General features: G+C 71.1%; 12 protein-coding genes. 8 read left to right on the top strand and 4 right to left on the bottom strand.

Annotation, left to right across the window (positions count from 1 at the left end; genetic code table 11):
• Positions 1 to 6 precede the first annotated feature (6 nt).
• Genes OHT01_RS29785 through OHT01_RS29775 form a run of 3 tightly spaced genes read left to right on the top strand, consistent with a single transcriptional unit; the run spans position 7 to position 2,806 of the window.
• Positions 7 to 930 carry an ABC transporter ATP-binding protein gene (locus OHT01_RS29785; RefSeq protein WP_328556189.1) on the top strand — a complete coding sequence of 308 codons (924 nt, stop codon included), beginning with the start codon at positions 7 to 9 and terminating at the stop codon, positions 928 to 930.
• Positions 927 to 1,742 (top strand): ABC transporter permease, encoded by an 816-nt coding sequence (locus OHT01_RS29780; RefSeq protein WP_328556188.1) that lies wholly within the window; start codon positions 927 to 929, stop codon positions 1,740 to 1,742. The genes OHT01_RS29785 and OHT01_RS29780 overlap by 4 nt, the downstream gene beginning before the upstream one ends.
• A gap of 56 nt (positions 1,743 to 1,798) precedes the next feature.
• A complete protein-coding gene (locus OHT01_RS29775) occupies positions 1,799 to 2,806 on the top strand; it encodes a COX15/CtaA family protein (RefSeq protein WP_328556187.1) in 1,008 nt (335 codons plus the stop codon).
• Positions 2,807 to 2,821: 15 nt separating this feature from the next.
• On the opposite strand, the gene OHT01_RS29770 is transcribed toward OHT01_RS29775, so the two are convergent.
• From OHT01_RS29770 to OHT01_RS29755, 4 genes are all read right to left on the bottom strand, one after another.
• The gene (locus OHT01_RS29770; RefSeq protein ID WP_328556186.1) at positions 2,822 to 3,604 is read right to left on the bottom strand and encodes a nucleotidyltransferase domain-containing protein; all 783 of its coding nucleotides are present in this window, start codon (positions 3,602 to 3,604) and stop codon (positions 2,822 to 2,824) included.
• A 73-nt stretch (positions 3,605 to 3,677) separates the two neighbouring features.
• Positions 3,678 to 4,784 (bottom strand): amidohydrolase family protein, encoded by a 1,107-nt coding sequence (locus OHT01_RS29765; protein ID WP_328556185.1) that lies wholly within the window; start codon positions 4,782 to 4,784, stop codon positions 3,678 to 3,680.
• 127 nt (positions 4,785 to 4,911) lie between these two features.
• A complete protein-coding gene (locus tag OHT01_RS29760) occupies positions 4,912 to 5,268 on the bottom strand; it encodes a hypothetical protein (RefSeq protein ID WP_328556184.1) in 357 nt (118 codons plus the stop codon).
• A gap of 130 nt (positions 5,269 to 5,398) precedes the next feature.
• The gene (locus OHT01_RS29755; RefSeq protein WP_328558319.1) at positions 5,399 to 6,352 is read right to left on the bottom strand and encodes a heme o synthase; all 954 of its coding nucleotides are present in this window, start codon (positions 6,350 to 6,352) and stop codon (positions 5,399 to 5,401) included.
• Positions 6,353 to 6,706: 354 nt separating this feature from the next.
• On the opposite strand from OHT01_RS29755, the gene tkt reads away from it, so the two are divergent.
• Genes tkt through pgl form a run of 5 tightly spaced genes read left to right on the top strand, consistent with a single transcriptional unit; the run spans position 6,707 to position 13,312 of the window.
• Positions 6,707 to 8,794 carry a transketolase gene (gene tkt, locus OHT01_RS29750; RefSeq protein WP_328556183.1) on the top strand — a complete coding sequence of 696 codons (2,088 nt, stop codon included), beginning with the start codon at positions 6,707 to 6,709 and terminating at the stop codon, positions 8,792 to 8,794.
• Positions 8,795 to 8,828: 34 nt separating this feature from the next.
• Positions 8,829 to 9,947 carry a transaldolase gene (gene tal, locus OHT01_RS29745; protein ID WP_328556182.1) on the top strand — a complete coding sequence of 373 codons (1,119 nt, stop codon included), beginning with the start codon at positions 8,829 to 8,831 and terminating at the stop codon, positions 9,945 to 9,947.
• Between the two features lies 1 nt (position 9,948).
• Positions 9,949 to 11,475: a glucose-6-phosphate dehydrogenase gene (gene zwf, locus OHT01_RS29740; protein WP_328558318.1), complete on the top strand. Its 1,527-nt coding sequence runs from the start codon at positions 9,949 to 9,951 to the stop codon at positions 11,473 to 11,475.
• The gene (gene opcA, locus OHT01_RS29735) at positions 11,472 to 12,533 is read left to right on the top strand and encodes a glucose-6-phosphate dehydrogenase assembly protein OpcA (RefSeq protein WP_328556181.1); all 1,062 of its coding nucleotides are present in this window, start codon (positions 11,472 to 11,474) and stop codon (positions 12,531 to 12,533) included. The genes zwf and opcA overlap by 4 nt, the downstream gene beginning before the upstream one ends.
• Positions 12,530 to 13,312, top strand: a complete 783-nt coding sequence (pgl, locus tag OHT01_RS29730) for a 6-phosphogluconolactonase (RefSeq protein WP_328556180.1) — start codon at positions 12,530 to 12,532, stop codon at positions 13,310 to 13,312. The genes opcA and pgl overlap by 4 nt, the downstream gene beginning before the upstream one ends.
• The last annotated feature ends 137 nt before the right edge of the window (positions 13,313 to 13,449 follow it).

Genomic DNA, 13,449 nt, shown 5'->3' with positions numbered 1-13,449 from the left:
CTCCTCATGCGAAGCGAGCCCGTGGTCCAGGTCCAGGCCCTGGTGAAGCGGTACGGCACGAAGACCGCGGTGGACGGCCTCGACCTGGTGGCCACGGCGGGCATCACCGCCGTACTCGGACCCAACGGCGCGGGCAAGACGACCACGGTCGAGACCTGCGAGGGGTACCGGAAGCCGGACTCCGGCACGGTGCGCGTCCTCGGCCTCGACCCGGCGAGACAGTCCGGGGAGCTGCACTCCCGTATCGGCGTGATGCTCCAGTCCGGCGGCGTCTACTCGGGCGCCCGCGCCGACGAGATGCTCCGCCACGTCGCGAAGCTGCACGCCCATCCGCTGGACGTCGACGCGCTCATCGAGCGGCTCGGCCTGGAGGGCTGCGGCCGGACCACGTACCGGCGGCTGTCGGGCGGCCAGCAGCAGCGCCTCGCGCTCGCCATGGCCGTCGTCGGCCGCCCCGAGCTGGTCTTCCTCGACGAGCCGACCGCCGGTCTCGACCCGCAGGCCCGCCGCGCCACCTGGGACCTGGTCCGCGACCTGCGTTCCGACGGTGTCTCGGTGATCCTCACCACGCACTACATGGACGAGGCCGAGCAGCTCGCGGACGACGTCGCGATCATCGACGCGGGCCGGGTCGTCGCCCAGGGCTCCCCCGAGGAGCTGTGCCGCGGCGGCGCCGAGAACACCCTGCGCTTCAGCGGCCGTCCGGGACTCGACGTGGGCTCCCTGCTGAAGGCCCTGCCGGCGGACTCCACGGCGGCCGAGCTGACACCGGGCGCCTACCGGGTCGGCGGCGAGATCGACCCGCAACTGCTGGCGACCGTGACGTCCTGGTGCGCCCAGCACGGCGTGATGCCGGAGAAGATCTCGGTCGAACGCCACACCCTGGAAGACGCCTTCCTGGAACTGACCGGCAAGGAGCTGCGCTCATGAGCGGGACCCAGCTTGGAACCGACCGGCGAGGAGCTGTGTCCGTGACCACCGCCGGTACGTACACCCCGAAGCCGGGCGCCGCCCCGCTGCCCCGCATGATCGGCGCGCAGGCGGCGCTGGAGACGAGGATGCTGCTGCGCAACGGCGAGCAGCTCCTCCTGACCGTCGTGATCCCGACGCTGCTCCTCGTCCTGTTCAGCTCGGTCGACATCATCGACACCGGTGCGGGCGAGGCGGTCGACTTCCTGGCGCCGGGCATCCTGGCGCTCGCCGTGATGTCGACGGCGTTCACCGGCCAGGCCATCGCCACCGGCTTCGAGCGCCGGTACGGCGTCCTGAAGCGACTGGCCGCCTCCCCGCTGCCCCGCTGGGGCCTGATGACCGCGAAGACGGCGTCGGTACTGGTCACGGAGATTCTCCAGGTGATCCTGCTCACCGTGATCGCCTTCGCGCTGGGCTGGTCGCCGCACGGCAACCCGCTCGCGGTCCTGCTCCTGCTGGTGCTCGGCACGGCGGCCTTCTCCGGGCTCGGACTGCTCATGGCGGGCACGCTCAAGGCCGAGGCGACGCTGGCCGCCGCCAACCTCGTCTTCCTGCTGCTCCTGGTCGGCGGCGGGGTGATCGTGCCGCTGGACAAGTTCCCCGCCGGCGCCCAGGACGTGCTCGGCCTGCTGCCCATCTCGGCGCTCTCCGACGGCCTGCGGGACGTGCTCCAGCACGGCTCCGGAACGCCCTGGGCCGACCTCGGGATCCTGGCCGTCTGGGCGGTCGTGGGGCTCGGCGCGGCCGGCCGGTTCTTCCGCTGGGAGTAAGCGGGCGCGCCGCCCGGGCGGACCCTCGTGAAAGCGTGCACAAGCGGCCCCCTACGATGGTGCGCGTGCCGAACCTGACCCGAGCCGACGCCCTCAGCGCGGTGCGCAACCCGCTCGCCTTCATCGCCGAACGCTGGACCCCGGCCTCCCGGACGGTGCGGCGCGCTGCGCTCTCCGCCCTCGTGATGTCGGTCGTCATCGTCGTCACCGGCGGTGCCGTGCGGCTCACCAGCTCCGGCCTCGGCTGCCCGACCTGGCCCAAGTGCACCGACGACTCGCTCACGGCGACGAGCGCGATGGGCTTCCACGGCGCCATCGAGTTCGGCAACCGCATGCTGACGTACGTGCTGTGCGCCGCGGTCGGGTGGGCGATCGTGGCCGCCCGCTCGCAGAAGCCGTGGCGGCGGAGCCTCACCCGGCTCGGCTGGGCCCAGTTCTGGATCGTCATGAGCAACGCGATCCTCGGTGGCATCGTCGTCCTGGTCGGCCTCAACCCCTACACGGTCGCGGCCCACTTCCTGCTCTCCACGGCGCTCATCACCGTCGCCGCGCTCATGTGGCAGCGCACCCGCGAGGGCGACGCGGCGCCCCGGCCGCTCGTCGGCAAGTCGGTGCAGCAGCTCGTGTGGTTCCTGGTCGTCGCCGCCGTCCTGCTGATCGCGGCCGGCACGGTCGTCACCGGTGCCGGCCCGCACGCGGGTGACTCCAGCAAGGTCGACCGCATCCCCCTGAGCTGGGAGACCGTGGCCAAGCTGCACGCCGTGCTGGCCTGGATCGTCGTCACGCTGACCTTCGCCCTGTGGTTCGTCCTCAAGGCGGTCGACGCCCCCCAGGGCCCCCTGCGGCGCACCCGCGACCTGTTCCTGATCCTGCTGTCCCAGGGTGTCATCGGCTACGTCCAGTACTTCACCCATCTGCCCGAGGCCCTGGTCGCCCTGCACATGCTCGGCTCCTGCCTGGTGTGGATCGGCGTGGTGCGCGTCCTGCTGGCCCTGCGCGAACGACCGGAGGCCGTGGCGGACCTGCCGGGCCCCGTGACCACGTCGGCCCTCACGCGCGCGTAGTCCTTTCGCGGATCCTCACGCGCGCGTGGACCCCTCGTACGCGGCGACCAGGCCGTCGATCGCGGGGCCGAGGAAGTCTCTCGTCAGCCCGGCCCGGCGCCGCGCCCACTCGCGGGTGGGCGGCGCCGGGTCCCCGTAGCGCCGGCGCCCGATGTCGTCGACGAGCTCCGCCGGAGCCCCGAGCCCGGGGAGCAGGCCGAGGGCCTCCCCCTTGGAGATCAGCCGCCCGTCCCGCAGCGTCACCGTCGCCCGGGCGAAGGTGACCGTGCCCAGGTCGACCCACACGTCCTGGGTCCACAGCCGGGCCTTGTCCACCGCGGGACGCCAGTACTCCTTCTGGTCCCGGACGACGAAGGCCCGCAGTTCCCCCTCCGGAACGGGTGGCAGCAGGTCCGCCGGGGGTACGCCGTGCAGGACGCGCCCGAAGGCGTGCAGCTCACGGCGGGTGACCGGGGTGACCGGCCGGCGCATCGGACCGTTGTGGGCCCAGGTGACATACGGCCGCTCGGCACCGGCCGCCGTCCCGGGCGTCAGGTAGCTGCAGTGCAGCTTCCCGGCCAGCGGCTCGTCGGCACGCAGCCGCCGGTGCAGCCGGATCAGTTCGCGTACGGTGCCGAACCGGACGGGGTCGTCCAGCACCGCGATCAGGTCGAGGTCGCTGCGCCCCTCCTGATAGTCGCCACCGGCCAGCGAACCGTGCGCCCACAGGGCGACCGGGGCGAGGGCGCTCAGATCAGCGAGGAAGCGGTCGAGCAGCCGGACGGTGGCCTCGTCGGTCATCCTGGGCTCGTCGGTCATCCGGACAGTCTGGTGCCGCCCGGCGCCCCGGGGAAGGGCACGCGACCTGGCCCGGCGATCACGCCCGCCGGGCTCACTCCACCCCGTACACCCGACGGGCGTTCCCCGCCGCGATCAGGGCCGCCACCCGCTGGGCGTCGGCCAGTGCCCAGGCGCCTTCGGCGACCCAGGTGCCGAGCACCCGTGCGAGTGCCTCGCGGAACAGGTGTGCGCCGATCACATGGAGTTCGGGCAGACCATGTGCCCCACTGGAGAAGAGGAGCTTGCCGAAGGGGGCCAGTTCCAGGACCTCGGCGAAGACGGCCGCCGCGCGTGCGCCGGTGCGGACGAGGGCGGCGCCCAGGTCGGCGTACACATGCGGGAAGACGCCCGCGAGATGCGCCGCGTGCCGGTGGTCCGGGTAGCCGTGCAGCAGGACCAGGTCGGTGCCGAGGCCGGCCGTGGCCCGGGCGAAGTCGGTGAGCAGCGCGGGGTCGGTGCGGTCGATGCGCCGGCCGGGCTCACCGAATCCGGCGTGCAGTTGCAGGGGAAGTCCCGAGGCGACCGCGATCCACAGCAGATGGCGCAGCAGGACGGGGTCGGTGAGCGTGCCGCCCACCCCGCGCCCGGCCAGCCAGCGGGCGGCCGCGCCCCGCACCTCCCCGGGTCCCGGCGGTTCGGGCGCCAGTGCCAGACCGTGCCGCACACCGGCCACGGAGGTGAAGGCGACCGCGGTCGCGGCGGCTCCGTGGACGGACTCGGCGAGGTTGGCGAGAAAGGACTCGACGGTTCCGGAGGTGTCGGCGACCTGTTCGGCGAGCAGTTCCAGGCGGACGATCTCGTGGGCCGTGGCGGCTCCCGTGGTGGCCATCTCGCCCGGCCCGGTCAGATCGCCCGGCAGCCCGGTGTCGACGAGATAGGTGGTGATGCCGCTGCCGCGCAGCAGTCTGCGGCCCGATTCCAGTACGCCGAGTTCGCGGCGCCGGGCCAGATAGTGGGCCGGCGTGCAGTGCGGTTCGAGCCCGAGCAGGGGCGGACACCAGCGTCGTACGGCGAACCCGGTCTGGGTGTCGAAGAAGGTCGTGCCGGCGGCCGGCGGCCCCTCGGTCCTGGCGAGGTGGGCCTCGAACGTGCCGAGGCCCAGCTCCGTCCGCAGTACGCCGTGGCAGTACTGGTCCACCAGGGACGGCGTTTCGATCATCCGGACTCCCCGCGAGCGGACCGTTGCTTTCCAGGTCCTAACGGCTGAGCCGGGTGTCAGGTGTTGGTCGCGCACACCCCGTGCGAACCGCCGATGATTGTCGGCCGTCCGTGCGACGGGTGACCCGTCAGTCGTTGGAGGGGCCGCCGAGCTGGATGCCGGCCATCCGCTTCCACTCGTAGGGACCGGTCTTCACCTTGGCCGCGAACTCTCCGTCGAAGGTCTCGTGGACGGTGATCCCGGCCTTCTTCACGGCGTCCTCGGCGATCTCGTAGCTCGTCGCCACGAGGTCGCCCCAGCCGCCGTCCTCACCGACGAGCACGATGCGGGCGCCGCGCTGTCCGATGTAGGCGACCTGCGCCTCGGCCCCGCCGTGCGCCTTGGAGAAGGCGGTGATCCGCTGCGCGAGCTTGGCGGCGGCACGCCCGGCCCTGGGGTCCTGCACGGTGCCGGCGGTCTCGTCGATCTGCTGGGTGTCTGCCATGGCCAGGATGCTACCGACGGGTAGATCGAATGGCGACGGGAGGGGTGCGTGGCCTTGGCCACGCGGGCCCCGGCCGGACCGGCCGGTCCGGCGAAGGGGTCCCGTGGAGGACCCCGGCGGAGGAAGGGGCCTAGCGGAGGAAGGGGTCCACCGCGACGGCCACGAAGAGGATCGACACATAGGTGATGGACCAGTGGAACAGCCGCATCTCCTTGAGCTTGCCGCCCGCCACCTCGGCCTTGGCGCGGTTCTGCAGACCGTGCGCCTCCCACAGCCAGAACCCGCCCGCGCCGAGCGCGACCACGGTGTAGAACCAGCCCGTGTACCCGAGCGGGGTGAGCAGCAGCGAGACCGCGACCATCACCCAGCTGTAGATGACGATCTGGCGGGCGACCACCTTGTTGCTCGCGACGACCGGGAGCATCGGCACGCCCACGCGCGCGTAGTCGTCACGCACCTTCATGGACAGCGGCCAGTAGTGCGGCGGCGTCCAGAAGAACATGACGAGGAAGAGGATGACCGGCGCCCACGACATGGAGTTCGTGACGGACGACCAGCCGATGAGCACGGGCAGGCAGCCGGCGATACCGCCCCACACGATGTTCTGCGAGGTACGGCGTTTGAGGATCATCGTGTAGACGACGACGTAGAAGAGGAGCGCTCCGAGCGACAGCCAGGCGGACAGCCAGTTGACGGCCAGACCGAACAGCAGCGTCGACACGACGGCCAGCGCGATGCCGAACGCGAGGCACTCACGGGGGCTGACCATCCCGGTGACCAGCGGGCGCTGCGAGGTGCGCTCCATGAGGGCGTCGATGTCGCGGTCGATGTACATGTTCAGCGCGTTGGCGCCGCCCGCGGACAGATAGCCGCCGAGGCAGGTGAGGAGCACCAGCTTCAGGTCGGGCACGCCCTGCTGCGCCAGGAACATCACCGGAACGGTGGTGATCAGCAGCAGTTCGATGATCCGCGGCTTGGTCAGCGCCACGAACGCCTTCAGACGGGCCCCGAACGGCCGCTGGCCCCGGCTGCTGCTCGTCCCGAGCACACCGGCTGGACGGGATTCGACGGCCGTCACGCACACCCCTGACAGAGACATCCCAGCAAGCCCCGGGAATGAATTCCCCGCAAAGGCTCACGCGTACCACGCCACTGTAGACGTTGCCCAGACCCCGGCATTCGCGGGGGTGCGCTCGTGTTGGACGGTGCCGCTGGAAGAGCCGATCGACACTCGATTGAGCACTCGGACGAGCGGCTCCGTATTCACGTGTCGAACACGGAACGGCCCAGTCGGGAGGCGGATCCCGATGAGTCCCGGCAGTCTGGAATGACTCGAAAAAACGCACGTACTCACGGGGGTAGGCTCGACAACGGCCGGGGCGCCCAGTGCACCGGCATTTCGACATGTGTGACATGTGGAGAGGAGCCCTGACCCAGGGTGAGCACCAAGCCGACCACCACAGACCTCGAGTGGACCGAGCTGGACCAGCGGGCGGTCGACACCGCCCGCGTCCTGGCCGCCGACGCCGTACAGAAGGTCGGCAACGGCCATCCCGGTACGGCCATGAGCCTGGCGCCCGCCGCCTACACCCTCTTCCAGAAGGTGATGCGGCACGACCCGGCGGACACCGACTGGGTTGGACGCGACCGCTTCGTGCTGTCGGCCGGCCATTCGTCCCTGACCCTCTACACCCAGCTCTACCTGGCCGGGTTCGGCCTGGAGCTGGACGACCTGGAGTCCTTCAGGACCTGGGGCAGCAGGACCCCCGGGCACCCCGAGTACGGTCACACGCCGGGCGTGGAGACCACGACCGGTCCGCTCGGCCAGGGTGTCGCCAACGCGGTGGGCATGGCGATGGCCGCCCGCTACGAGCGCGGCCTGTTCGACCCGGACGCGCCCGAGGGCGAGTCCCCGTTCGACCACTTCATCTACGCGATCGCCGGTGACGGCTGCCTCCAGGAGGGCATCTCCTCGGAGGCCTCCTCCATGGCGGGGCACCAGAAGCTCGGCAATCTCGTCCTGCTGTGGGACGACAACCACATCTCGATCGAGGGCGACACGGAGACCGCGGTCTCCGAGGACACCGTCAAGCGCTACGAGGCGTACGGCTGGCATGTCCAGCGTGTCGCCCCGAAGCCGGACGGCGACCTCGACCCGCACGCCATCTACAACGCCATCGAGGCCGCGAAGAAGGTGACGGACAAGCCGTCGTTCATCGCGATGCGCTCGATCATCGCCTGGCCCGCCCCGAACGCGCAGAACACCGAGGCCGCGCACGGCTCGGCGCTCGGCGACGACGAGGTCGCGGCCACCAAGCGGGTCCTCGGCTTCGACCCGGAGAAGTCCTTCGACGTGGCCGCCGAGGTGCTGGCCCACACCCGCCAGGCCCTGGACCGGGGTGCCCAGGCCAAGGCCGAGTGGGAGAAGGGCTACGCCGCCTGGCGCACCGCCAGCCCGGAGCGCGCCGCGGAGTACGACCGCATCGCCGCGACCGAGCTGCCGGCCGGCTGGGAGGAGAAGCTCCCCGCCTTCGAGGCGGGCACGGGTGTCGCCACGCGTGCCGCGTCCGGCAAGGTGCTGCAGGCCCTCGGCGCGGTCATCCCCGAGCTGTGGGGCGGCTCGGCCGACCTGGCCGGCTCGAACAACACCACGATCGACAAGACGAGCTCGTTCCTCCCGGCGGGCAACCCGCTGCCGGAGGCCGACCCGTACGGCCGCACGATCCACTTCGGCATCCGCGAGCACTCCATGGCCGCGGAGATGAACGGCATCGCGCTGCACGGCAACACCCGCATCTACGGCGGCACCTTCCTGGTGTTCTCCGACTACATGCGCAACTCGGTCCGCCTGTCGGCCCTGATGCACCTGCCGGTGACGTACGTGTGGACGCACGACTCCATCGGCCTCGGCGAGGACGGCCCGACCCACCAGCCCGTCGAGCACCTGGCCTCGCTGCGCGCCATCCCCGGTCTCAACGTGGTCCGCCCCGCGGACGCCAACGAGACGGCCATCGCCTGGCGCGAGATCCTCAAGCGCTACACGAAGGTGTACGGCAAGGGCGCCCCGCACGGTCTCGCGCTCACCCGTCAGGGTGTGCCGACGTACGAGGCGAACGAGGACGCCGCCAAGGGCGGTTACGTGCTGTTCGAGGCCGAGGGCGGCTCGCCCGAGGTCATCCTCATCGGCACCGGCTCCGAGGTGCACGTGGCCGTCGAGGCGCGCGAGCAGCTCCAGGCCGCGGGCATCCCCACGCGGGTCGTGTCCATGCCGTGCGTGGAGTGGTTCGACGAGCAGGACCAGGGGTACCGGGACAGCGTCCTGCCGCCCTCGGTGAAGGCCCGTGTCTCGGTCGAGGCCGGAATCGGTCTCACCTGGCACCGATTCGTCGGGGACGCCGGACGCATTGTCTCGCTGGAGCACTTCGGTGCTTCGGCCGACGCCAAGGTGCTCTTCCGCGAATTCGGTTTCACCGCCGAGAACGTCGCCGAAGCCGCCCGGGAATCGATCGCCGCAGCCCAGCGCTGACGCTGAAATACGACACGTAGGAGATGCAATTTCCATGACAGACGCACTCAAGCGCCTCTCCGAGGAAGGCGTCGCGATCTGGCTGGACGACCTGTCGCGCAAGCGGATCACGTCCGGCAACCTTGCCGAGCTGATCGACCAGCAGCACGTCGTGGGCGTCACCACCAATCCGTCGATCTTCCAGAAGGCGATCAGCAGCGGGGACGGTTACGAGCAGCAGGTCTCCGAACTCGCCGCCCGCAAGGTCACCGTCGAGGAAGCCATCCGCATGATCACGACGGCGGACGTCCGCGACGCCGCCGACATCCTGCGTCCCGTCTTCGACGCGACCGGCGGCCAGGACGGCCGGGTCTCGATCGAGGTGGACCCGCGGCTGGCGCACAACACCCCCGCGACCATCGCCGAGGCCAAGCAGCTTGCCTGGCTCGTGGACCGCCCCAACACCCTCATCAAGATCCCGGCCACCAAGGCGGGTCTGCCGGCGATCACCGAGGTCATCGGCCTCGGCATCAGCGTCAACGTGACGCTGATCTTCTCGCTGGAGCGCTACCGCGAGGTCATGGAGGCCTTCGTCCTCGGCCTGGAGAAGGCCAAGGAGCGCGGCCTGGACCTCTCGAAGATCCACTCCGTGGCGTCCTTCTTCGTGTCCCGCGTGGACACCGAGATCGACAAGCGGCTCGACGCGCTCGGCACCCCCGAGGCCAAGGCAGCCCGCGGCAAGGCGGGCCTCGCCAACGCCCGGCTCGCGTACGAGGCGTACGAGGCGGTCTTCTCCACCGACCGCTGGGCCGTCCTCGACCGGGCGCAGGCCAACAAGCAGCGCCCGCTGTGGGCCTCGACCGGCGTCAAGGACCCGGCGTACAAGGACACCCTGTACGTCGACGAGCTGGTCGCGCCGAACACCGTGAACACCATGCCGGAGGCCACTCTGGAGGCCGCCGAGGACCACGGCCGGATCACCGGCAACACCATCGCCGGTACGTACGAGCAGTCCCGCGCCGAACTCGACGCCGTCGAGAAGCTCGGGATCGCCTACGACGACGTGGTCCAGCTCCTCGAGGACGAGGGCGTCGAGAAGTTCGAGTCCGCCTGGAACGACCTGCTCAAGTCGACCGAGGCGGAGCTCCAGCGCCTCGCCCCTTCGGAGGGCTGAAATCTTGTCGAGCAGCAACCCGCTGCGTGACCCCGCAGACCGACGGCTCCCGCGTATCGCGGGGCCGTCGGGCCTGGTCATCTTCGGCGTCACGGGCGATTTGTCACGTAAAAAGCTGATGCCCGCGGTGTACGACCTCGCCAACCGGGGACTGCTGCCGCCGGGCTTCTCCCTCGTCGGGTTCGCCCGTCGCGAGTGGGCCCACGAGGACTTCGCCCAGGAGGTCCACGACGCGGTCAAGGAGCACGCCCGTACGCCCTTCCGCGAGGAGGTCTGGCAGCAGCTCGTCCAGGGGATGCGCTTCGTCCAGGGCACCTTCGACGACGACGACGCGTTCGACCGGCTGCGCTCGACCATCGAGGAGCTGGACAAGGCGCAGGGCACGGGCGGCAACTTCGCCTTCTATCTGTCCGTGCCGCCGTCCGCGTTCCCGGTGGTGATCCAGCAGCTGAAGAAGCACAAGCTGGCCGACCAGTCGAACGGCCAGTGGCGCCGCGCGGTCATCGAGAAGCCCTTCGGTCACGACCTCAAGTCGGCCGAGGAACTCAACGCGATCGTGCACGAGGTCTTCGCCCCGGACCAGGTCTTCCGCATCGACCACTACCTGGGCAAGGAGACCGTCCAGAACATCCTGGCGCTGCGCTTCGCCAACACGATGTTCGAGCCGATCTGGAACCGGTCGTTCGTCGACCACGTGCAGATCACCATGGCCGAGGACATCGGCATCGGCGGCCGGGCCGGCTACTACGACGGCATCGGCGCCGCCCGTGACGTCATCCAGAACCACCTGCTCCAGCTCATGGCACTGACCGCGATGGAGGAGCCCTCCTCCTTCGACGCGGACGCGCTCGCGGCGGAGAAGACCAAGGTGCTCGGCGCGACCAGGCTGCCGAAGGACCTGGGCAAGAGCACGGTCCGCGGCCAGTACGCGGCGGGGTGGCAGGGCGGCGAGAAGGTCGTCGGCTACCTCCAGGAGGACGGTATCGACCCCAAGTCGAAGACCGACACCTTCGCCGCGATCAAGGTGGAGGTGGACAACCGCCGCTGGGCGGGCGTCCCGTTCTACCTGCGCACCGGCAAGCGTCTGGGCCGCCGCGTCACCGAGATCGCGGTCGTCTTCCAGCGCGCCCCGCACTCCCCCTTCGACCACACGGCGACGGAGGAGCTGGGCCAGAACGCGATCGTCTTCCGCGTCCAGCCCGACGAGGGCGTCACGGTCCGCTTCGGCTCCAAGGTGCCCGGCACCTCCATGGAGATCCGGGACGTCTCGATGGACTTCGCGTACGGCGAGTCCTTCACGGAGTCGAGCCCTGAGGCGTACGAGCGTCTGATCCTCGACGTGCTGCTCGGTGACTCGAACCTCTTCCCGCGCACCGAGGAGGTCGAGCTGTCCTGGAAGATCCTCGACCCGATCGAGCGGTACTGGGACAAGCACGGCAAGCCCGCGCAGTACCCCTCGGGCACCTGGGGTCCCGTCGAGGCGGACGAAATGCTCGAACGAGACGGACGGAGCTGGCGTCGCCCATGAAGACCGATCTCACGGACACCACGGCCAGCAAGGTCAACAAGGCGCTCGTACAGGGCCGGCGGGCCATCGGCACCCCCGCCGTCGGCATGGTGCTCACCCTCGTCATCGTCACCGACGAGGAGAACGCCTACGACGCCCTGAAGGCCGCCAACGAGGCCTCGCGCGAGCACCCCTCGCGCACCCTCGTGGTCATCAAGCGCGTCTCCCGCTCGCCCCGCGACCGCACGAAGTCACGGCTCGACGCCGAGGTGCGGCTCGGAGCGGAGGCGGGCACCGGCGAGACGGTGGTGCTGCGTCTGTACGGCGAGGTCATCAACCACGCCCAGTCGGTCGTCCTGCCGCTGCTGCTGCCGGACGCGCCCGTCGTCGTCTGGTGGCCGGTGAACGCGCCGCTCGACCCGGCGAAGGACCCGCTCGGCTCGCTCGCCCAGCGCAGGGTGACCGACACCTACGCCGCCGAGGCTCCGGTACGGGAGCTCAACGCCCGCGCCGAGGCCTACACCCCCGGTGACACGGACCTGTCGTGGACCCGCATCACGCCCTGGCGTTCGATGCTGGCCGCGGCCCTGGACCAGGTCACCTGCGACGTGGACGCGGTCGAGGTGGAGGGCGAGGAGTTCAACCCGAGCTGCGAGCTGCTCGCGATGTGGCTCGCGGACCGGCTTGAGGTCCCCGTCAAGCGGTCGCTGTCCTCGGGCCCCGGCCTCACCGCGGTGCGGCTGGAGACGAGCTGCGGCCCGATCGTCCTGGACCGGGCGGACGGGACGCTCGCGACGCTGTCCATCCAGGGGCAGCCCGACCGCGCGGTGGCGCTCAAGCGCCGTGACACGGCCGAGCTGATGGCCGAGGAGCTGCGCCGCCTCGACCCGGACGACACCTACGCCTCGGCGCTGCGCTTCGGCGTGGACCGGCTGAACGCCCCGGCGGACACCGCCGGGGCCGGGTCCCCCGGCGGGACGGCGACGGCCACGAAGGCGGCCCCGGTCGTCAAGGACTCCCCCGCCGGGGTGGCGGAGACGCTCGCCAAGAAGGCGGCGGACAAGGCGGCCGCCGAGTGAACACTCCGCAGCTCGTCGTCCACCGCGACAAGGAACTGATGGCCCAGGCCGCGGCGGCGCGGCTGATCACGAAGATCGTGGACGCGCAGGCCTCGCGCGGCTACGCCTCGATCGTGCTCACCGGAGGGCGCAACGGCAACGGGCTCCTCGCGGCGCTCGCGGCCGCTCCCGCCCGGGACGCCGTCGACTGGGCGCGCCTGGACCTGTGGTGGGGCGACGAGCGGTACCTCCCCGAGGGCGATCCCGAGCGCAATGACACCCAGGCCCGCGCGGCCCTGCTCGACTCGGTGCCGGTGGATCCGGCCCGGGTGCACACGATGCCGGGGTCCGACGGTCCGCACGGCGCCGACGTGGAGGCGGCGGCGGAGGCGTACGCGGCGGAGCTCGCCAAGGCCGCCGGGCCCGAGAACCACGGCTCCGTTCCGGCCTTCGACGTCCTGATGCTGGGCGTCGGGCCCGACACGCACGTGGCGTCGCTCTTCCCGGAGCTGCCCGCGGTGCGGGAGACGGAGCGGACGGTGGTCGGCGTGCACGGAGCGCCCAAGCCGCCGCCGACCCGGATCTCGCTGACCCTGCCCGCGATCCGCTCCGCCCGCGAGGTGTGGCTGCTCGCGGCAGGCGAGGACAAGGCGGAGGCCGCCGCCATCGCCCTGTCCGGCGCGGGGGAGATCCAGGCTCCCGCGGCCGGCGCGTACGGCCGCTCCCGCACCCTGTGGCTCCTGGACGCGGCCGCCGCGTCCCAACTGCCGCGCTCGCTCTATCCGCCGGCTTCCGCCTGAGCCGGGGCGGCAGGGTCTCCGGCCCTGCCGCCCCCGCCCGGCGGCGAAGCCGGTTCATCTCCAGGACTGCGATGGCGGTCGCCGTGGCGGCGCGCCCGGGGAAGCGGGCGGACTCCCGCCACCCGCTTCCCCGCAAT

Source organism: Streptomyces sp. NBC_00358, from assembly GCF_036099295.1.
Classification (GTDB): Bacteria; Actinomycetota; Actinomycetes; order Streptomycetales; family Streptomycetaceae; genus Streptomyces.
Note: the sequence above shows the minus strand (reverse complement) of the source record. Positions and strands in the feature narration are given on the sequence as shown.